The sequence below is a fragment of the Pantoea sp. GW821-FHT03E06 genome, assembly GCF_059420725.1.
Genome location: NZ_JBWKUG010000001.1, coordinates 1,419,176 through 1,438,377, shown reverse-complemented (window position 1 = coordinate 1,438,377; position 19,202 = coordinate 1,419,176). Strand labels below are relative to the sequence as shown.

The 19,202-nt window shown below is 54.6% G+C and carries 21 protein-coding genes; 10 read left to right on the top strand and 11 right to left on the bottom strand.

The window, feature by feature from the left end; all coding sequences use genetic code 11:
• Window positions 1–26 precede the first annotated feature (26 nt).
• On the bottom strand, window positions 27–347 hold the full coding sequence (gene clpS, locus AC07WB_RS06650; RefSeq protein WP_007887621.1) for an ATP-dependent Clp protease adapter ClpS: 321 nt from the start codon (window positions 345–347) through the stop codon (window positions 27–29).
• A 323-nt stretch (window positions 348–670) separates the two neighbouring features.
• Between clpS and cspD the strand changes: the two genes are divergently transcribed.
• Complete coding sequence (cspD, locus tag AC07WB_RS06645) at window positions 671–898, top strand: cold shock-like protein CspD (protein WP_007887624.1); 228 nt, start codon at window positions 671–673, stop codon at window positions 896–898.
• Window positions 899–988: 90 nt separating this feature from the next.
• Here cspD and AC07WB_RS06640 read toward each other — a convergent pair whose 3' ends face one another.
• Window positions 989–2,629 carry a DUF2813 domain-containing protein gene (locus AC07WB_RS06640; RefSeq protein WP_097094381.1) on the bottom strand — a complete coding sequence of 547 codons (1,641 nt, stop codon included), beginning with the start codon at window positions 2,627–2,629 and terminating at the stop codon, window positions 989–991.
• A 137-nt stretch (window positions 2,630–2,766) separates the two neighbouring features.
• Between AC07WB_RS06640 and AC07WB_RS06635 the strand changes: the two genes are divergently transcribed.
• The 3 genes from AC07WB_RS06635 to ltaE all read left to right on the top strand — a co-directional run bounded on the left by AC07WB_RS06635 (window position 2,767) and on the right by ltaE (window position 6,565).
• The gene (locus AC07WB_RS06635) at window positions 2,767–3,663 is read left to right on the top strand and encodes a LysO family transporter (RefSeq protein WP_097094382.1); all 897 of its coding nucleotides are present in this window, start codon (window positions 2,767–2,769) and stop codon (window positions 3,661–3,663) included.
• Window positions 3,664–3,774: 111 nt separating this feature from the next.
• The gene (gene poxB, locus AC07WB_RS06630; RefSeq protein WP_097094383.1) at window positions 3,775–5,496 is read left to right on the top strand and encodes a ubiquinone-dependent pyruvate dehydrogenase; all 1,722 of its coding nucleotides are present in this window, start codon (window positions 3,775–3,777) and stop codon (window positions 5,494–5,496) included.
• 67 nt (window positions 5,497–5,563) lie between these two features.
• The gene (gene ltaE / locus AC07WB_RS06625) at window positions 5,564–6,565 is read left to right on the top strand and encodes a low-specificity L-threonine aldolase (RefSeq protein ID WP_345826981.1); all 1,002 of its coding nucleotides are present in this window, start codon (window positions 5,564–5,566) and stop codon (window positions 6,563–6,565) included.
• A gap of 57 nt (window positions 6,566–6,622) precedes the next feature.
• Here the strand turns inward: ltaE and AC07WB_RS06620 are convergent, their stop codons facing one another.
• Complete coding sequence (locus AC07WB_RS06620; protein WP_097094385.1) at window positions 6,623–7,447, bottom strand: N-acetylmuramoyl-L-alanine amidase; 825 nt, start codon at window positions 7,445–7,447, stop codon at window positions 6,623–6,625.
• Entirely contained in the window at window positions 7,447–7,767 is a 321-nt protein-coding gene (locus AC07WB_RS06615; protein ID WP_097094386.1) for a heavy metal-binding domain-containing protein, read from the bottom strand. The genes AC07WB_RS06620 and AC07WB_RS06615 overlap by 1 nt, the downstream gene beginning before the upstream one ends.
• A 108-nt stretch (window positions 7,768–7,875) precedes the next feature.
• On the opposite strand from AC07WB_RS06615, the gene AC07WB_RS06610 reads away from it, so the two are divergent.
• From AC07WB_RS06610 to artJ (AC07WB_RS06585), 6 genes are all read left to right on the top strand, one after another.
• The gene (locus tag AC07WB_RS06610) at window positions 7,876–8,415 is read left to right on the top strand and encodes a lipoprotein (RefSeq protein WP_345826982.1); all 540 of its coding nucleotides are present in this window, start codon (window positions 7,876–7,878) and stop codon (window positions 8,413–8,415) included.
• Window positions 8,416–8,654: 239 nt separating this feature from the next.
• On the top strand, window positions 8,655–9,383 hold the full coding sequence (gene artP / locus AC07WB_RS06605; RefSeq protein WP_494940218.1) for an arginine ABC transporter ATP-binding protein ArtP: 729 nt from the start codon (window positions 8,655–8,657) through the stop codon (window positions 9,381–9,383).
• A gap of 15 nt (window positions 9,384–9,398) precedes the next feature.
• On the top strand, window positions 9,399–10,130 hold the full coding sequence (artJ, locus tag AC07WB_RS06600; protein WP_097094389.1) for an arginine ABC transporter substrate-binding protein: 732 nt from the start codon (window positions 9,399–9,401) through the stop codon (window positions 10,128–10,130).
• Between the two features lie 6 nt (window positions 10,131–10,136).
• Window positions 10,137–10,850 carry an arginine ABC transporter permease ArtQ gene (gene artQ / locus AC07WB_RS06595; protein ID WP_007887649.1) on the top strand — a complete coding sequence of 238 codons (714 nt, stop codon included), beginning with the start codon at window positions 10,137–10,139 and terminating at the stop codon, window positions 10,848–10,850.
• Window positions 10,851–10,853: 3 nt separating this feature from the next.
• A complete protein-coding gene (artM, locus tag AC07WB_RS06590) occupies window positions 10,854–11,522 on the top strand; it encodes an arginine ABC transporter permease ArtM (RefSeq protein ID WP_008102451.1) in 669 nt (222 codons plus the stop codon).
• A 128-nt stretch (window positions 11,523–11,650) separates the two neighbouring features.
• Window positions 11,651–12,382: an arginine ABC transporter substrate-binding protein gene (artJ, locus tag AC07WB_RS06585; RefSeq protein ID WP_097094391.1), complete on the top strand. Its 732-nt coding sequence runs from the start codon at window positions 11,651–11,653 to the stop codon at window positions 12,380–12,382.
• 3 nt (window positions 12,383–12,385) lie between these two features.
• On the opposite strand, the gene rlmC is transcribed toward artJ (AC07WB_RS06585), so the two are convergent.
• The 7 genes from rlmC to AC07WB_RS06550 all read right to left on the bottom strand — a co-directional run bounded on the left by rlmC (window position 12,386) and on the right by AC07WB_RS06550 (window position 19,116).
• Window positions 12,386–13,507 carry a 23S rRNA (uracil(747)-C(5))-methyltransferase RlmC gene (rlmC, locus tag AC07WB_RS06580; protein ID WP_494940217.1) on the bottom strand — a complete coding sequence of 374 codons (1,122 nt, stop codon included), beginning with the start codon at window positions 13,505–13,507 and terminating at the stop codon, window positions 12,386–12,388.
• A gap of 49 nt (window positions 13,508–13,556) precedes the next feature.
• Window positions 13,557–14,024, bottom strand: coding sequence for a YbjO family protein (locus AC07WB_RS06575; protein WP_494940216.1), 468 nt, complete (start codon window positions 14,022–14,024; stop codon window positions 13,557–13,559).
• A 74-nt stretch (window positions 14,025–14,098) separates the two neighbouring features.
• Window positions 14,099–14,944: a putrescine ABC transporter permease PotI gene (gene potI, locus AC07WB_RS06570; protein WP_097094394.1), complete on the bottom strand. Its 846-nt coding sequence runs from the start codon at window positions 14,942–14,944 to the stop codon at window positions 14,099–14,101.
• Window positions 14,941–15,897 carry a putrescine ABC transporter permease PotH gene (gene potH / locus AC07WB_RS06565; protein ID WP_345826987.1) on the bottom strand — a complete coding sequence of 319 codons (957 nt, stop codon included), beginning with the start codon at window positions 15,895–15,897 and terminating at the stop codon, window positions 14,941–14,943. The genes potI and potH overlap by 4 nt, the downstream gene beginning before the upstream one ends.
• 9 nt (window positions 15,898–15,906) lie before the next feature.
• On the bottom strand, window positions 15,907–17,040 hold the full coding sequence (gene potG / locus AC07WB_RS06560) for a putrescine ABC transporter ATP-binding subunit PotG (RefSeq protein ID WP_176519190.1): 1,134 nt from the start codon (window positions 17,038–17,040) through the stop codon (window positions 15,907–15,909).
• A 114-nt stretch (window positions 17,041–17,154) separates the two neighbouring features.
• Window positions 17,155–18,264, bottom strand: a complete 1,110-nt coding sequence (gene potF, locus AC07WB_RS06555) for a spermidine/putrescine ABC transporter substrate-binding protein PotF (RefSeq protein WP_097094397.1) — start codon at window positions 18,262–18,264, stop codon at window positions 17,155–17,157.
• A 372-nt stretch (window positions 18,265–18,636) separates the two neighbouring features.
• Window positions 18,637–19,116 carry a YbjN domain-containing protein gene (locus tag AC07WB_RS06550; RefSeq protein ID WP_097094398.1) on the bottom strand — a complete coding sequence of 160 codons (480 nt, stop codon included), beginning with the start codon at window positions 19,114–19,116 and terminating at the stop codon, window positions 18,637–18,639.
• Between the last annotated feature and the right edge of the window lie 86 nt (window positions 19,117–19,202).

The window sequence follows — 19,202 nt, the reverse complement described above, 5'->3', positions numbered from 1 at the left end:
AACCTATTTCCTATATGGAGATGGTCTCAGGCTTTTTCTAGCGTACACAGCAACGGATGTTCATTATCTCGTGCGTAATTGTTCACCTGGGCTACTTTGGTCTCCGCCACTTCTGCAGTGAATACACCACAGATTGCTTTTCCATGGTAGTGAACTTTCAACATCAGCTGCGTTGCACGTTCAATATCATAAGAAAAGAACTTTTGCAGAACGTCAATAACAAATTCCATAGGTGTATAATCGTCATTATTCAGAATGACTTTATACATTGAAGGCGGCTTTAACCCTTCGCGTACTTTATCTTCGGCGAGATGTTCAAAATTAAGCCAGTCGTTTGTGTTTGCCATAATGTTCCGTCGAAATTCTGCGTTACGGTTGTGCACATTTCTGCGCCCATTCCTAAAGTTTAACATGCCTGTCAAGCCGGCTTTTACTTGCTAAAAAGTGGCCCTAAAAGCACATGCGCGACCTGTATCACAAAATTTGCAATAGCGTTAACTGCCTCAAATTTTGATGAATTTATCCCCATCCGCCAGGGCCGTTTGCTTGACGATAAGGTCCGTTTCTCTACATTCTACTAACACAAGCTGATTGAGTTTTAAACAAGCTCGACTCACAGCTTCAATGACCTCACCTACTTATCAAAATGTCTTGCGAGGGAAGTAAAAGCATGGAGACGGGTACAGTAAAATGGTTCAACAACGCCAAAGGCTTCGGTTTTATCTGTCCGATTAGCGGCGGCGACGATATCTTCGCACACTACTCCACGATCCAGATGGAGGGATACAGAACGCTGAAAGCTGGCCAGCAGGTTCAGTTTGATGTCCATGAAGGACCAAAAGGCAATCACGCCAGCTTGATAGTGCCCTGTGAAGCCACGCAAGCCGCGGTCGCTTAACGCGCATGCTGTTTCACGTATTCTGACCACTCCCGAAAAAAAATGCCAGCCGCAGACGCTGGCATTTTTATTTGGCGAACTCCGCCTTCCTTAATCTGCTCGACCACGCGCTAACCACATTACGCGGGAAAACAACTGTTCAAGCAGAGGCGGGATGGCGCCAGGCCCACGTTCTGCCGCGGCCATGGCAACGGCAATCGCTAACTCAGGCTTTGAGCTGTGTTGAATCGCTTTAGTAATAATACGCCGCGGATTCATGGGGACGTTTAACGGCAGGTGCGCCATTTGATGATAAATATCGCTAAAACCCTGCTTGTAGAGAAAATGTTCAATGTCCGGTGCCGGAAATTGTGTGAGATGTTCCTCTTCGCGACCGTGCGAAGGGAGCTGACTGCGGGCGGTAGCAGCATATTTGCTGCCCGCCTGATCTCCATCGGTGAGAACATGCCAGGCGATGCCCATTCGTTGGGCAAACTTCAGTAAAGGCTTAAGACCCGACTGCGCAAACTCAATCACTTTTACGCCTTCCGCCGCAAAGTGATAGCCGTGTTGCCGTGCCAGTTCATTAATGATCCACACTTCCGTTTCGCCCTCCACCAAAAGCCAGCAGCGGGCAAAGAGCGCGGAGGGACGATTAACACGAATATGAAAACCGATGCGACGACTCTCTTCAGCACTCAAGCCTTCAGGACCAATGCGCCATGCCGCCACGCGGGTAGGTTCACGCACCAGGCGACACACGTTCTCCAGCGGTACTTGCGAAAGCAGTTCACCCGAGTTGGTGGTCGCAATTTTTTGGAGTGGCATCAGCTCCAGTAAATTCCACGCCACTGACAGCATAATAGGATGCAGCCGCGTTTCAGGATCTTCCACCAACAGCAGCGGGTGCGCACCCGCGGGCAGCGCCTCGTTACCGTGTGCCTGAATAAGTAATGAAAACATGCGCAGCAAAATCACCTGACGGCTCCGCGATTCCGTGCCCGCAATAAGATGGTTGAGCTTATCGAGTGAGCGCCAACCCTGGCTCCCCTCCCGCATTTCCGGGGCAACCCTTACCGCGCTACTACTTGATTGCTGCACCAGAAAATAGTGCTCCAGCAGTTGCTGCATGGTGTGTAATCCCTGCCGAAGAAGATCATCACTGAGAGTCTGCGGCCGCACGACCAAATCTCGCGTCAGTTTTTCCACTTCCTGCGCTAACGCTGTCAGCGTTGTGGCACGATATTCAGCGTCGTGTTCAGTATGCCGGGCCCGGCGGCCAAACCGCGCATCACGTAACCGCAGCACCGGATAATAAGCGCGCAGGTGTGCCAGCGCTGCGTCGGTGCCCGGCATGGGTAACACATCACCGCGTTGATCGATAAAACGCCACGAGGTTTTTACCCCCTGATCCTGACGTTTAGCGCGCGTACTAAAACGGATAAAGCGTCCCTGCTCATCGCGCTGCCAGAAGGGCTGAAACACAGCGTCTTCCTCGTTGCTCTGGGCGCGAAAACAAAATATCAGCTGCAACTGCCGCATGCGGGCATCCACATCGCCAGGCGGGAAATGAAAGTCGTGCTCGGTGAATTGATAAGGTTCAGCGGCCGGTGCCAGCAATAGCGTCAGCGCGTCCAGCAGGCTCGATTTACCCCAGGCATTTTCCCCAATCAACAAATTGGTAGCGGTGAGCGGCAATGACAGCCGATTAATACCGCGAAAACCGTGAATTTCGATATGTTCCAGAATCATCATACAATCCATCCGCTGCTTTGCCTGAGCATGGTCCGCCGCGTGGCGTTGGTCAAGTCAGTACCGGGGGAAAAGGTTTACACTTCAACTGTTTTTCGCTAGCGTGGCAACCCTTCACACATGGATAGAAACCCAACATGTACGGATTGATCATCATCCTTTTGCCGCTGATTCTCGGCTACCTGCTGCCGCTGCGGAATACCACCCTTTTGCACGCCGTCGCCCGCACATTAAGTGCGCTGGTGTATATCATTCTGTTCTTCATGGGCACCAGCCTGGCCTTTCTGGATAACCTCAGCAGCAATTTGCTCACTATTTTCCACATCGCGCTCGTCAGCATGATGAGCATTCTTGCCTGTTCGCTGCTGGCTTTGTGGCTACTGGAACGACGCTGGCCGTGGCATCATCAGCACAAACCCCAGACGCTGCCGTCGCGCCTGCATATGGCACTGGAATCACTCAAGCTTTGCGCATCGGTGCTGGCGGGTTTTCTTCTGGGGTTGAGCCAATGGGATCCGCTGCGTCACGCCACCACCATCAGCGAATATGCTTTAATGCTGATGCTGTTGCTGGTCGGTATTCAACTGCGCAGCAGCGGTATGACGCTGCGTCAAATCACCCTTAACCGTCGCGGGATGGTGGTGGCAATGGTGTCGCTATGCAGCGCGCTGTTTGGCGGCATCCTTGCCGCATTTCTGCTGGATTTGCCGATCAAAACCGGTCTGGCGCTGGCGAGCGGTTTTGGCTGGTATTCGCTTTCAGGGATTTTGATCAGCGAATCGTTCGGCCCGGTGGTGGGTAGTGCGGCCTTCTTTAACGATCTATTACGTGAACTGATCACCATAATATTCATCCCGCTGTTGATCACCCGCCAGCGCAGCATGACGCTGGGACTGAGCGGCGCAACCTCAATGGATTTCACCCTGCCAATCCTGCAACGCACCGGTGGTATAGAAATTGTCCCGGCTGCGATTGTGCACGGTTTTATTATGAGCCTGCTGGCCCCTATCCTGATTGCGCTTTTCTCAGCCTGAATAGTGAAGCGCATTTTTTCACGGCTGCGCCCCAGCGACATCGTCTACGCTTTCTGACTGACACGTTTCCGCCATCGGCATGGATGGCTCAACACCAGAAAGGAGCAAACGATGAAGCAAACTGTGGCCTCACTGCTGGCGAAAACACTCGAAAGCGCTGGCGTAAAACGCATCTGGGGCGTCACCGGTGACTCGCTCAACGGGCTAAGCGATAGCCTGAATCGTATGGGAACCATCGAATGGATGCCCACACGCCATGAAGAAGTAGCCGCCTTTGCGGCCGGCGCTGAAGCGCAAATCAGCGGTGAACTGGCGGTGTGCGCCGGTTCCTGTGGTCCGGGCAACCTGCATTTAATTAATGGTTTGTTTGATTGTCACCGCAACCACGTCCCGGTGCTGGCGATTGCCGCGCATATTCCCTCCAGCGAAATTGGTAGCGGCTACTTCCAGGAAACCCATCCGCAAGAGCTGTTCCGCGAGTGTAGTCATTACTGTGAACTGGTCTCCAATCCAGAGCAGCTGCCGCAGGTGCTGGGTATTGCGATGCGTAAAGCGATTCTCAATCGCGGCGTGTCGGTGATTGTGATCCCCGGCGATGTCGCGCTGCAGCCTGCGCCGGAAAGCGCACGTAGCGAATGGTATCCGCCACAGCTGCCGCATGTGGTGCCGTCCGCCAGCGAAGTGGCGCGCTTAGCCGAAACGCTGAACGCGGCGGAAAATATTACCCTGCTGTGCGGCAGCGGTTGCGCTGGTGCGCACGCCGAAGTGGTTAAGCTGGCGGAGACGCTGAAAGCGCCGGTGGTGCATGCAATGCGCGGTAAAGAGCACATTGAATACGATAATCCTTATGATGTCGGCATGACCGGCCTGATCGGCTTTTCGTCCGGCTTCCACGCGATGATGAACGCCGACACGCTGGTGCTGCTTGGAACACAATTCCCCTACCGCGCGTTCTATCCTGCGGATGCCAAAATCATTCAGATTGACATCAATCCTGGCAGTCTCGGCTCGCACAGCCATGTCGATATGGCACTCGTCGGCGATATCAAAACGACCCTGCATGCGCTGCAACCGCAGCTCACCAGCAAAACCGATCGTCAGCATCTGGACAAAGCACTGGAGCATTATGTCGATGCGCGTAAAGGGCTCGACGAGCTGGCAACCGCCAACGATAAACTGCCGATTCACCCGCAGTATCTGGCACAGCAAATCAGTGAATATGCCGATGATGACGCCATATTTACCTGCGACGTCGGTACGCCTACCGTGTGGGCAGCGCGCTATCTGAAGATGAACGGTAAGCGTCGCCTGATTGGCTCGTTCAATCACGGTTCAATGGCCAACGCCATGCCCCAGGCATTAGGCGCACAAGCGCTGAATAAGCAGCGTCAGGTGGTTGCGCTATGCGGTGACGGTGGATTTAGCATGCTAATGGGTGATTTCATTTCAGTGGCACAGCTGAAACTGCCGGTGAAACTGGTGATTTTCAATAACAGCGTGCTGGGCTTTGTGGCGATGGAGATGAAAGCCGGTGGCTATCTCACCGATGGCACCGATCTGGAGAACCCGGATTTTGCCGCCATTGCCGCCGCCTGCGGCATTAAAGGTATCCGTGTGGAGAAAGCCTCCGAACTGAACGGCGCGCTGCAGGAAGCCTTTGCCCATGATGGTCCGGTGCTGATTGACGCGATTACCGCGAAGGAAGAGTTGTCAATGCCGCCGCAGATCAAAGCCGAACAGGCCAAGGGATTCAGCCTGTACATGATGCGCGCCATTCTGAATGGGCGCGGTGATGAGATCGTGGAGCTAGCGAAAACCAACTGGCTAAGGTAAAACAATTCAAGCCAAATATGATGATAACGCGGGCGCTTCGCCCGCTTTTTTATTTCAGGAGAGCGACGTGATCGATTTACGCAGTGATACCGTAACCCGCCCCAGTGCCGCCATGCTGGATGCCATGATGGCGGCCGAAACCGGCGATGATGTCTACCGTGATGATCCTACCGTTCACGCACTGGAAGTTGAAGCCGCACGTTTGAGCGGCAAAGCCGCTGCCCTGTTCTTCCCCACCGGTACGCAAGCGAATCTGGTTGCGCTGCTGTGTCACTGCCAGCGCGGAGATGAATACATCGTTGGCCAGCAGGCGCACAACTACAAATATGAAGCCGGCGGCGCAGCGGTACTTGGCAGCATTCAGCCCCAGCCGATTTTGCATGCTGAAGATGGGTCACTGCCGCTGGCCGACGTGGCTGCCGCCATCAAACCCGATGATTTCCACTTCGCCCGTACGCGCCTGTTGAGCCTGGAAAATACCCATCACGGTAAAGTACTGCCGCTGAGCTATCTGGAGCAGGCGTGGAAATTCACCCGCGAGCGTAAGCTGGCGCTGCACATTGATGGCGCCCGTATTTTTAACGCCGTGGTGGCGCAGAATGTTGCGCTGGAAGCGATTGCGCGCTATTGCGACACCTTAACTATTTGCCTGTCAAAAGGCCTTGGTACGCCGATCGGTTCGCTGCTGTGTGGCAGTGAAGCCTATATTGAAGAAGCGCGCCGCTGGCGCAAAATGACCGGCGGCGGCATGCGTCAATCCGGCATTCTGGCCGCAGCGGGGCTGTATGCATTAAAGCATAATGTGGCGCGTCTTAAGGACGATCATGATAACGCTGCGTGGCTGGGCGAGCAGCTAAGCGCCATCGGCGTTGAGGTGGTCAATCAGCACACCAATATGCTGTTTGTGAAAGTGCCGGCAGAGAACGTTGAAGCACTGAAGAGCTGGATGCAATCGGGCGACGTGCTCATCAGCGTCGGGCCGGTAACGCGCATCGTGACGCATCTGGATGTCAGCCGTGAGGATCTGCAACGGCTGGTGGCGCACTGGCAGGCATTCCTGCAGCAGTAAATCCTGGTACGCATCAATGCTGCAAGGGTCGCCAATGATGGCGCCCCTTGCACTACATCACTGCGCCGCACCGTACTTCGCTAATAACGCGCGGGCAATCGCCAGAGTTTCGGCATCGGCGCTACCGCGATAATCACGCGGGCGGAAATGCATCTGAAACGCCGCAATCAGCTTGCGCTGCATCTGTGGCGTTGTCGCTGCCGAGACATCGTAACCATAGCGCTGCAGCGCATCCAGTAATTCTGCTTGATCCACTGCGTCTTCCGCTGCACGACCATACAGATAACGCTTTACCGTTCCGGGCTCTGGCCAGGCACCCAGGCCATGTTCCGCCAGCTGCTGCCAGGGAAAAAGTGGCCCCGGATCTTGCTTGCGCTGCGGCGCAATATCGCTGTGACCCACCACATTTTCCGGCGTGATACCGTAGCGCTGGGTAATATCTTGCACCAGCGCCACCAGCGCACTGATTTGCGTCGGAGTGAAAGGCTGCCACTGTAACCCCGTTAAGGTACGGCGGTAGCCGCTATTAACCATTTCAATGCCAATCGAGGTGTCATTGATGCGCGTTGCGCCGCGCCAGAAGCTGGGCCCCGCATGCCAGGCTAACTGGCTCTCCGGCACCAGTTGCCAGATCACGCCCTGGCCTTTTTTCTGCGGAGGATGCTGCGGAATCAGGTAATGCGCGCTAACTTCACGATCGGTCAGCGTTGCCAGTGAACTGGAAAAATCCTCAGCGGTGTAATGAATGACCACCACTTTAATGCGCGGCCGCGCGCCCTGGGCTGGATGAGCGGTATCCACCCAATACCCGTGACGCGCTTCAATCGATGAGTGACAAGCGCTCAACAATAGCGCCATCACCAGCAGGACCACTCCGCGCATTAGCGAATAATCACGGCTGTGCCGGTAACGCTCACCATCAACATGCTGCCTTCTTTACCTACCGTTTCGTAGTCAATATCGATACCTACCACCGCATTGGCGCCAAGCGCTTTGGCCTGCTCTTCCAGCTCTTGAAAGGCGATCTGCCGCGCTTTGCGCAACTCTTTTTCGTAAGCCCCCGAGCGCCCACCCACGATATCGCGGATACCCGCGAAGAAGTCGCGGAAGATATTGGCCCCCAGAATCGCTTCCCCAGCGACGACACCGCAATATTCACTGATGCTGTGCCCTTCCAGCGTTGGCGTAGTGGAAAACTTCATCAACTTCTCCTTTTCTGAATCAGCGAGTTATAGCTCTTACGGCGTAAAAGCAAGGCTATACTCTATGCTAAAAATGGCGCTTTGCCAGTGAACAATAAGGAAATCGAGATGAGAACCCATGCCTTTGCGCTGCTTATTCCCGCGGCGTTGCTGCTAAGTGCTTGTACCACCGTAGAACCGGTCATTAAGGATAATGGCCCGCGCACCGCGGCCTGTATTGATGGCGGCCCGGATAGCGTGGCGCAGCAGTTCTACGATTTACGCGTCAGCCAGCCAACACAGGGCTTACCGGATAGCACCCAGCTGGCGAAATACCGCCCTTACCTGAGCGATCGTTTGTATCAGAAACTGCTGAGTGCCAGCAGCCAGAACCCGAAACCGGCGGCGTGGACCAGCGGCGACCTGTTCTCCAGCCTCGCGCAAGGCCCGACGTCGGCCGATGTGGCCAGCGCCTCTTCCATTCCTAATCGCGACGCGCGCAATATCCCGCTGCGCGTGGATTTGAGTCGCGACGATAAAAAGTGGCATGACGAAGTACTGATGATCCACGAAGGCACCTGCTGGGTGGTTGATGACGTGCGTTATGTCAGTGATGTACCGCACGTCAATGGCGGTTCATTGACGCAGCTGCTGGAAGCGAAAAAGTAGTCGTTCACTTTTCCAGCACTCAGTTCTAATGATTAGCGCGCCGCATCCTTGCGGCGCTTTTTGTTTATATTTTGTGAACTACATTCGCCTCCTCAGCCCTTACCCGCCGTGAGTGGCGCGATAATGTGCTACGCTTTGGGAGTTTTACTGCTGTTAAATAAATTTTAACCCACCGCAATTGCATAACTATTCTGGTGACGTTAAGATTCACGACACTAATTACTATTCATTTTTTGCGCATGAGTATTCAACTAAACGCCATAAACTGTTTTTACGGTGCCCACCAGGCACTGTTCGATATCAACCTGGCTTGTCCGCAGGGAGAAACGCTGGTGTTGCTCGGCCCGAGTGGCGCGGGTAAAAGTTCGCTCCTGCGCGTCCTTAATTTGCTGGAGCAGCCGCGCTCCGGCAGCCTGCACATTGCCGGTAACCAATTCGATTTCGCCAAACCACCTTCTGACAGCGCCATTCGTGAACTGCGCCAGAATGTCGGCATGGTGTTTCAGCAATACAATCTGTGGCCGCATCTTAGCGTGGTGCAAAACCTGATTGAGGCGCCCTGCCGCGTGCTCGGCCTTAGCAAGGATGCCGCGCGTGCGCGTGCTGAAAAGCTGCTGGATCGCCTGCGTCTGACGCCCTATGCCGATCGCTTTCCGCTGCACCTTTCTGGCGGTCAGCAGCAGCGCGTCGCCATTGCGCGTGCGCTGATGATGGAGCCGCAGGTGCTGCTGTTCGATGAGCCGACTGCCGCGCTCGACCCGGAAATCACCGCCCAGATCGTGAGCATTATTCGTGAGCTGGCACAGACCAACATCACGCAAGTGATCGTGACACATGAAGTGGAAGTGGCGCGTAAAACCGCCAGCCGCGTGGTGTACATGGAAAACGGTCATATTGTTGAGCAAGGCGATGCCAGCCACTTTACACAGCCGCAAACCGACGCGTTTGCTAATTATCTTTCGCATTAAGTCAGGATGCTTCTAATGAAAAAAGTTGTACTTGCTGCATTACTTGCTGGTCTGAGCCTGAGCGCTTCTGCTGCGCAGACGCTGCGTTTCGCTACTGAGGCTTCTTATCCTCCCTTTGAGTTTGTCGATTCCGATAACAAAATTCAGGGCTTTGACGTCGATCTGGCGAACGCGCTATGTAAAGAGATGGATGCCACCTGCACCTTCACTAACCAGGCCTTCGACAGCCTGATTCCGAGCCTGAAATTCCGTCGTTTTGACGCGGTGATGGCCGGAATGGACATCACGCCAGACCGCGAAAAACAAGTGCTGTTCTCCAAGCCTTACTACGATAACTCTGCCATCTTCATCGCGCAGAAAGGCAAAGTGGCAGACGTAGCCGCGCTGAAAGGCAAACGTGTTGGCGTGCAGAATGGCACCACGCATCAGAAATACCTGTCTGACAAGCACAGCGACATCACCGTCGTTCCTTACGACAGCTACCAGAATGCGGTGCTGGACCTGAAAAATGGCCGTATCGATGCCGTCTTCGGTGATACTGCCGTCGTGAATGAGTGGCTGAAACAGAACACCAATCTTGCACCGCTGGGTGAGAAAGTCACCGACAAAGAGTACTTCGGCACCGGCCTGGGCATTGCCGTGCGTCAGGGCAACACTGAGCTGCAGGGCAAGTTCAACGCCGCGCTTGAGAAGATCAAAGCGGACGGCACTTACAAAACCATCTACAGCAAATGGTTCCAGCAGTAATTTCAAATGAATGAAATGATTCCACTCGCAAGCGCCGCCGGCATGACCGTCGGCCTTGCCGTTTGTGCACTGATCGCCGGCCTTGTGCTGGCGATGATTTTTGCTGGCTGGGAATCGGTGCGCTGGAAACCGCTGGCGTGGATCGGTACTGGCCTGGTGACACTGATTCGTGGCCTGCCGGAAATTCTGGTGGTGCTGTTTATCTATTTCGGTGCATCACAGCTGCTGCTCACCCTGTCCGATGGCTTCCACATTAATCTTGGCCTGTTCAACATCCCGGTGCAGGTGCAGATCGAGAACTTCGACGTCAGTCCCTTCCTGTGTGGCGTGATTGCGCTGGCGATGCTCTATTCCGCCTATGCGTCACAAACCCTGCGCGGCGCGCTTAAAGCGGTGCCGGTAGGACAATGGGAATCGGGCCAGGCGCTCGGCATGAAAAAATCGGCAATTTTCCTGCGCCTGATTATGCCGCAGATGTGGCGTCACGCCTTACCTGGCCTCGGTAACCAATGGCTGGTGCTGCTGAAAGATACGGCGTTAGTCTCGCTGATCAGCGTTAACGATTTGATGCTGCAAACCAAAAGCATTGCCACGCGCACGCAAGAACCTTTTACCTGGTATTTGGTGGCGGCGGCGATTTATTTGATTATTACCCTGTTCAGTCAGGCAGTGCTGCGCCGTATTGAATTGCGCACCACGCGTTTCGAGCGGGGGGCCTAACGCATGCTGGATTATTTACCCGAGCTGCTTAAAGGGCTGCATACCAGCCTAACGCTGACCGTGGCCTCGTTGATTGCTGCGCTGGTGCTGTCCGTGCTGTGCACCATTGTACTGGCACTCAAAGTCCCGGTACTGAATTGGCTGGTGAAAGGCTATATCACGCTGTTTACCGGCACGCCGCTGCTGGTGCAGATCTTCCTGATTTATTACGGACCCGGACAGTTCCCCAGCATCCAGAATATTCCGTGGCTGTGGCATCTGCTGTCGCAACCCTGGCTGTGTGCGCTGCTGGCGCTGTCGCTTAACAGTGCCGCCTACACCACCCAGCTGTTTTACGGTGCGGTGCGCGCCATTCCATCCGGTCAATGGCAATCCTGCGCTGCGCTGGGAATGAATCGCAAAGACACGCTGCGTATTCTGCTGCCGTATGCCTTCAAGCGCGCCCTTTCGTCTTATTCCAACGAAGTAGTGCTGGTGTTTAAAAGTACTTCACTGGCTTACACCATTACGCTGATGGAAGTGATGGGGCACGGGCAGCTGCTGTATGGCCGCACCTACGATATCTCGGTGTACGCTGCCGCGGGCCTGATCTATCTGGTGGTTAACGGTTTGCTGACGCTGATGATGCGCCTGGTAGAGAAGCGCGCGCTGGCGTTTGAACGTCGCAACTGATGTACCAAGCGGGTGCAAATTAACGCACCCGCCCAATGATATCTTTAAGCAAAAATATTGCATACAAATTCATTTACTGGCATCGTGTAACCCGTTCCGTCTCTGGCATGGTTTACAGGAGTTATATAATGAAAAAATGGATCGTTGCTGCTGCACTGGCAACTCTGGCAATGAATGCTTATGCGGCCGAAAAAATCCGCTTTGCCTCTTCCGCAACTTACCCGCCATTTGAATCCCTCGATCATGACAACCAGATTGTGGGTTTTGATATCGATCTGGCAAAAGCCTTGTGCCAGCAAATGAAAGCGGATTGCACCTTCACCAACAACGCCTTTGATAGCCTGATTCCGTCGCTGAAATTCCGCCGCTATGACGCAGTAATTTCAGGTATGGATATCACTGCCGATCGCAGCAAGCAGGTCGATTTCACCCAGCCTTATTATGCTAACTCCGCCATCGTTATTGCCCATAAAGGTCAGTTCACCGACTTCAGCCAGCTGAAAGGCAAGCGCGTCGGCGTGGAGAACGGCACCACGCATCAGAAATACCTGCTGGAGAAACACCCTGAAGTGATCGCGGTGGCCTATGACAGCTATCAAAACGCGATTCTCGATTTGAAAAATGGTCGCCTGAATGGCGTGTTTGGTGATACGGCGGTGGTCAATCAGTGGCTAAAGGCCAATGACGATCTCAGTGCGGTGGGCGAGCACATCACCGATACCGACTTCTTCGGCACCGGCTTAGGCATTGCGGTACGTAAAGGCAACGAACCGCTGCTGAACGAGCTGAATAGTGCGTTAGTCGCGCTGAAGGCCAACGGCACCTGGCAGCAGATCAATCAGAAGTGGTTCCCGGAATAAGCGTTATTTGCTGAGCAAACACAGCACTTCAAAATGCGCGGTATGCGGAAACATATCGAACAGCTGCACGCGGCTAACGCCGTAATCCGCCAGACGCGCGATATCCTGCGCCATGCTGGCCGGATTGCAGCTGGAATAAAGTATGTAATCGGGTGCCATCTCAGTAAGATAAGCACACAACTCAGCACCAATGCCGCGACGCGGCGGATTGACCAGCACCAGCTGCGGCACGGCTTCGCGTGATGTCGCAAACTGCGTTGAATCCAGTGCGGCAAAACTCACCTTCTCCAGACCCAATTGCTGCGCCGACTGCTGCGCGCAGGCAATGGCTTCGGCGCTGATTTCGATGCCGGTCAGCTGCATCTCAGACGTGGCGCAGTGCAAACCAAATCCACCGACGCCACAAAACAGATCCCACATACTGCTCACCGGCAGCTGTGCGACCCAATCACGTGCGGTGGCATACAGATCCGCGGCAACATGGGGATTGGTCTGGAAGAAGCTTTGCGGGCGAATATAGAGCGGCACCTGATTAAATTTTTCCGCCAGCGCCTGATCTGGTGTCAGCGCAATCTCTTCATCCCCTTCAAGAATCGCCATATGCACCGGCTGAATATTGGCGGAGATGACTTTCAGCTGCGGCAACTGCTGCTGCAGCCAGGGCAGTGCCGCACGCAACTGCGCCAGCTTACTGGTGGAGCGCAGTACAAAACGCAACATCATGCCGCCCTGCGTGCTTTCGGTCAGCAGCAGAAACTTCAGCTCACCGCGTTTGCGCGCTACGTTGTAGGGTGTTAAACCCGCACGCGCGATAAAGGGTTTAAGTACCTCAAACACCGCGCCAAAGCTAGCGGGATAGAGCGGACAGGCGCAAAGATCAACCGGTTCACCGTCGCGCGCCATCATGCCGAGAAGGGGCCGCTCAACGCTGCCACTGACCACCATTTTGGCTTTATTACGAAACCCCTGCTGCCCGGATGCCACCGGCGGCAGCCATTCGGCGACTGGCCTGTCCGCCAGCAGCTGCTCCAGCAACGACTGCTTATCATTGAGCTGTTGCGGGTAGGGTTTTTCCAGCCACTGGCAAGAGCGACAGCGGCCGGCATCATAAAGCGCGCAATGCATAGCTTGGCCTGTATTCAGAATCGGGAGAAAAAAATGGGGGGCGATTGTATCACCGGTTTCGGAAAAAAGCGCGGCTGCTGGCAGGCACAAACAGCAGCAGCAGAACCAGCACCTCCGGCAGCTTTTGCAGCAGGGTGTGATGAATAATCTGCGCATTGCTTTCGCCGGGAATGCTAAAAATCTCCGGGTAGATCCACCCCACGGAGGCCATCAACATATAGATCAGCACAACGATTTGCGTGGCAACATAGCCCCAGCGTCCGCGGTTGCTGCCGCGCATCAGCGTAAAGGCGCAGCGCAGTTCAAACAGGAAAATCAGCTGGCTGGCGATAAAAATCAGCGTGGAATCCCAGGCTTGCACGCTACGATGCACAAAGTTGGCGAGTTCGTCGAAACCCAGTTCGTTAGCCAGCATCAACACGCTGAGGCAGCGGGTAATGATGATGGCACAGCCCGCAACCATCACTGGCACCGGCGTGCTGTTAATCATTGAACCGTTTTTCAGGGTTTCCGACATGGTTTAGCTCCGTCACCATAATAAAACGGGCCGAAATAATCAGCCCGTTCTTATGGTGGCAAATGTTACGATGTTCAGCCACGTTTTGCTTTCTGAATATCGCGTAATCGCTGCTTTTCTTCGTGCGCCATAAAGCGCCAGGCGATAAAACCGACTAAACCGACGACAAACAGAATCAGCGAAGCTAAGGCGTTGATTTCCGGATTCACACCACGACGTACGGTGGCGAAGATCGCCATCGGTAGCGTGGTAGCGCCTGGGCCGGTGACAAAGCTGGCGATCACCAAATCGTCGAGCGACAGGGTAAACGCCAGCAGCCAGCCGGTAACAATCGCGGGTGCGATCATCGGCACAGTGATCACGAAGAACACTTTCACCGGCGTGGCGCCAAGATCCATTGCGGCTTCTTCGATCGAGCGATCCAGTTCACGCAGACGCGAGTTGATCACCACCGCCACGTAAGCGGTACAGAAGGTCACGTGTGCCAGCCAGATAGTCAGCATGCCGCGATCGCTTGGCCAGCCCAGCGTATTGCCCATCGCCACAAACAGCAGCAGCAGTGACAAGCCGGTGATCACGTCCGGCATCACCAGCGGTGCCGTCAGCATAAAAGCAAAGCCGTTATGCCCGCGGAAGCGGCCAAAGCGCACGATCACCACCGCCGCCATAGTACCAAGCACCACCGCCATGGTGGCCGAGAGCGCGGCGATGGTCAGGCTAAGCCCCACCGCATCCAGCATCGCCTGATCCTGGAACAGCACGTTGTACCAGTGGAACGAGAAGCTCTCCCACACCGTCACCAGCTGCGAACTGTTGAAGGAGTACACCACCAATAGCAGCATCGGCGCATACAGGAACATAAAGCACAGCACCAGAATTACGCTGCGCCACGGAGAGCGAATGGTCGGTAACTGGCTCATTCCTTCTCTCCCATTTCACGATTTTGATGCTTATGGAACCAGATGATCGGCAGAATCAGGATCAGCAAAATGATCACCGCCAGCGCGGACGCCACCGGCCAGTCGCGGTTGTTAAAGAACTCCTGCCACAAAATACGCCCAATCATGATGCTGTCCGGACCGCCGAGTAGTTCGGGGATCACGTACTCGCCCACCGCCGGAATAAACACCAGCATCGAACCAGCAATAATCCCGCCTTTGGTCAGCGGCACAATCACGCTGAAAAAGGTCTTCAGTGGACGCGCGCCGAGATCCAGCGAGGCTTCTACCAGCGAATAATCAATTCGCGTCAGCGCGGTATAAATCGGCAGCACCATAAACGGCAGATAGCAGTAAACGATACCGATATACACCGCGGTATTGGTATAGAGAATCACCAGCGGGTGATCGATCACGCCGAGCCACATCAGGAAACGGTTAAGAATGCCGTTGTTGTTGAGCAGCCCCATCCATGCATAAACGCGCACCAGGAACGAGGTCCACGACGGCAGGATCACCAGCAGCAGCAGAATGGTGCGCATTGAAGGCTTACTGTGCGCCACCGCCCACGCCAGTGGATAGCCAATCATCAGGCAGATGATGGTCGAAATGCCCGCCACTTTCAGCGACGTCAGATACGCATCGGCGTAGAGCGGATCGTCGGTCAGCGTAAAGTAGTTGCCGAGATTGAGCACCAGATTGAGCTGACCATCCGCCCAGGTGACCAAATCGGTATACGGCGGAATGGCGCGCGCGATATCAGCGAAGCTGATCTTCAGCACGATCAGGAACGGCAGCAGGAACAGCAGAATCAGCCACAGATAAGGCAGTGCAATCACCAGCTTGCGACCGTGCTGCATTTTAATGCGTGTGGCCCAGCGCTGCAGCGGCGTGCCCACCACTTCTGGCGCGCTGCGTTGAGAAATCTGGCTCATATCGCCCCCTTAAACCGTCAGAACCACACAGCTGTCGGCGTCCCAACAGAGGCGGACTTCATCGCCCCAGGTTGGTGCGCCTTTGCGGTAGCGATGGGCGTTTTGCAGCTGTGCGCTAATCATTTGGCCGCTGCGCAGACGCACGTGGTAAATCGACAGATCGCCAAGATAGGCAATGTGCACCACTTCTCCCACGGCAAAGTTGCAGCCATCGGCCGGCACCTCTTCGCACAGCATGACTTTTTCCGGACGCAGCGCGACGTGCACCGGCACGTTATCGACGACGGACACATCGGTCTGCACTTTTAGCGGATGTACCAGGCCAGGCGCATCAATGATCAATGCATCCTCGCCACGCTCACGCAGTAACCCGTCGAACACATTCACCGAGCCGATAAATTCAGCGCTGTAACGGCTGGTGGGATGTTCATAAATCTCTTCCGGTTCACCAATCTGCACGAATTTGCCGCGGTTCATGATGGCAATGCGGCCCGCCATGGTCATCGCCTCTTCCTGATCGTGCGTCACCATCACGCAGGTGGCGCCAACGCGCTCAAGAATATCAACCACTTCGTGCTGCATGCGGTCACGCAGCTTTTTATCCAGCGCGCCCATCGGTTCGTCGAGCAGTAACAGCTTAGGGCGCTTCGCCAGACTGCGCGCCAGCGCTACACGCTGACGCTGACCGCCCGACAGCTGATGCGGTTTACGTTTGGCAAACTCTTGCATATGCACCAGCGACAGCATCTCTTCGACGCGGCTGTTAATTTCGCCTTTCGGCAATTTGTCCTGCTTCAGGCCAAAGGCGATGTTTTGCTCTACCGTCATGTGCGGGAACAGCGCGTAAGACTGGAACATCATGTTGATCGGGCGCTGATAGGGTGGCACGTGCGAGAGATCCTGGCCATCCAGCACAATCTGGCCGCTGGTCGGCGGTTCAAATCCCGCCAGCATGCGCAGCAAGGTCGATTTGCCACAGCCGGAGGCACCCAGCAGCGCAAAAATCTCGCCTTTGTAAATGGTTAGACTGACATCATCCACGGCGTGTTGGCCGTCAAACGATTTGGTCAGGTTGCGAATTTCCAGCAGCGGCGTCAACGCCTTAGCCGTTTTATTTGGGGGGCGGGGAATCGCGTCGTTCACTAACATTTCTCCGGCGCTACAATCGCGCGGCACAGCCAGCCGCTAAAAATGGCACAACAGAGGCCAGTACAGCACCTCTGTCGTCGTCTTCAGGCAATACTCGTTCAGAACGAGTTACTTACCACTTTTTACTTTAGTCCATGAGCGCGTACGCACACGATCCAGTTTCGGATCCTGGACCTTGAGCACAAACAGCTTCGCCATCACCTCCGGCGTCGGGAAGATGCCCGGATTATTCCGCACATCAGCATTGATCAGCGGCAGCGACGCTTTGTTGCCATTGGCGTAGTTCATCTTATTGGACACATCAGCGATCACTTTCGGATCCATGATGTAGTTCAGCCATTGGTAAGCCGCGTCCAGATTCTTCGCGTCTTTTGGAATTGCCATCATGTCGAAGAAGGCCAGTGCGCCCTGCTTCGGCACGCTGTAGCCCAGATGCACGCCGTTGTTGGCTTTATCGGCACGATCTTTCGCCTGCAGGATGTCGCCCGACCAGCCAATTGCGACGCAGATGTTGCCGTTGGCCAGGTCATTGATGTACTGCGACGAGTGGAAGTAACGGATGTTCGGACGCAGTTTCAACAGCAAATCAGTGGCGGCGCCAGAGTAATCTTTCGCATCAGAACTGTTTGGATCTTTGCCAAGGTAGTTCAGCACAGTGGCGAAAATCTCTTCCGGCGCATCAAGGAAGGAGACACCGCAGCTTTTCAGTTTTTCCAGATTTTCGGGTTTCAGCACCAGATCCCAGCTATCCACTGGCGCATCGGCCCCCAGTGCGGCTTTCACTTTATCGACGTTGTAGCCGATACCGGTGGTGCCCCACAGATAAGGAATCGCGTATTTATTGCCCGGATCGTGCTGGGCCACTTTCGCCATCAGATCGGGATCGAGGTTTTTGTAATTCGGCAGCTTGCTCTTATCCAACTCCTGGAACACACCGGATTGCAGCTGACGCGCCAGGAAGCTCGACGACGGCACCACCACGTCATAACCGGTGCTACCGGCCATCAGTTTGCCTTCCAGCACTTCGTTGGAATCAAAGACGTCGTAGACCACTTTGTCACCGGTCAATTTTTCAAAATTCGGCACCGTGTCAGCCGAAATATAATCTGACCAGTTATATACATGCAGCGTTTTATCTTCTGCCTGAGCACCAGCGGCCGCAGCCATCAGCACACCAGCAACCACACCTGGCAACCATTTTTGACGTTGGTTGAACATGTTTTCCTTCCTCCTGAGCGGGTCATTACAACGCTGTATACACGCGATCCGAACGTTGCGTTTTCTGTAAAAATTACAGGCACACAATGAATCAATATTCAGCGGGAGTTTAATAGCAAAAACCTATACATGTGCTGAAGTGGTACGTCCCAAGCAGCCCCGCAAGAATAGCCCCCCCTTACCCACCGCACCAGATCTCAGCTTAAAAAACGCCTTTTCGCGATAAGTTATGCATGTTTCTGCTATGGGGTTTGGCATTAGCGGCATAAAGCACGACTAATATCTGGCAATAAAGGGCAAAGTGCAGAATAAAAAGCGGTGGGGCTAGAATGAAAACTGCCGCAAAAAGCGGCAGTTAGCGAGGCGGGGAACTCAATGCAGCATCGCGTGGCTGCTGGAGCTGGGTTGTCGCTCCTCTTCCTCTTCCACAATCAGCAGGTGGTTAGCGAAGGCCTCCATAATCACCATGGAAACGCCCTCTTCACTCTGCTTCATAAAGTGCGAGAACTGACCGAAGGTGAGTCCGGCGGTGGTACTGATCGACTGGCAGACAATCAGCTTCGGCAGATTGTCGTCCTGAATATCAACGAAAGCTTTAATCGTGAGCGAACTGGCGTTGATCTGCGATAGATCGCCCACCAGCGGAATCAGCGCCGTGGGTTTTACTTCTGCCAGCGCGGAGAAGAGGATAACGTTATCCACCAGGTCGATTTTTGCATCAAACACCCCGTCAAAATTCTGCATGTGCGGCAGGTGCAGTGCCTGACAGGCATCGCATTCGAACCAGGTGATATTTTGTTGATCCAGCCAGCGACGCAGCACGTCAATGTCCGGAACGACCAGTGAATCCATCGTTATATCCTGTGGGGTGAAGAAATGAGCGCCTTAGCTTACGGAAAAACCGATCTGGATGCCACGAAAACCGCTGAAAAGCGCAG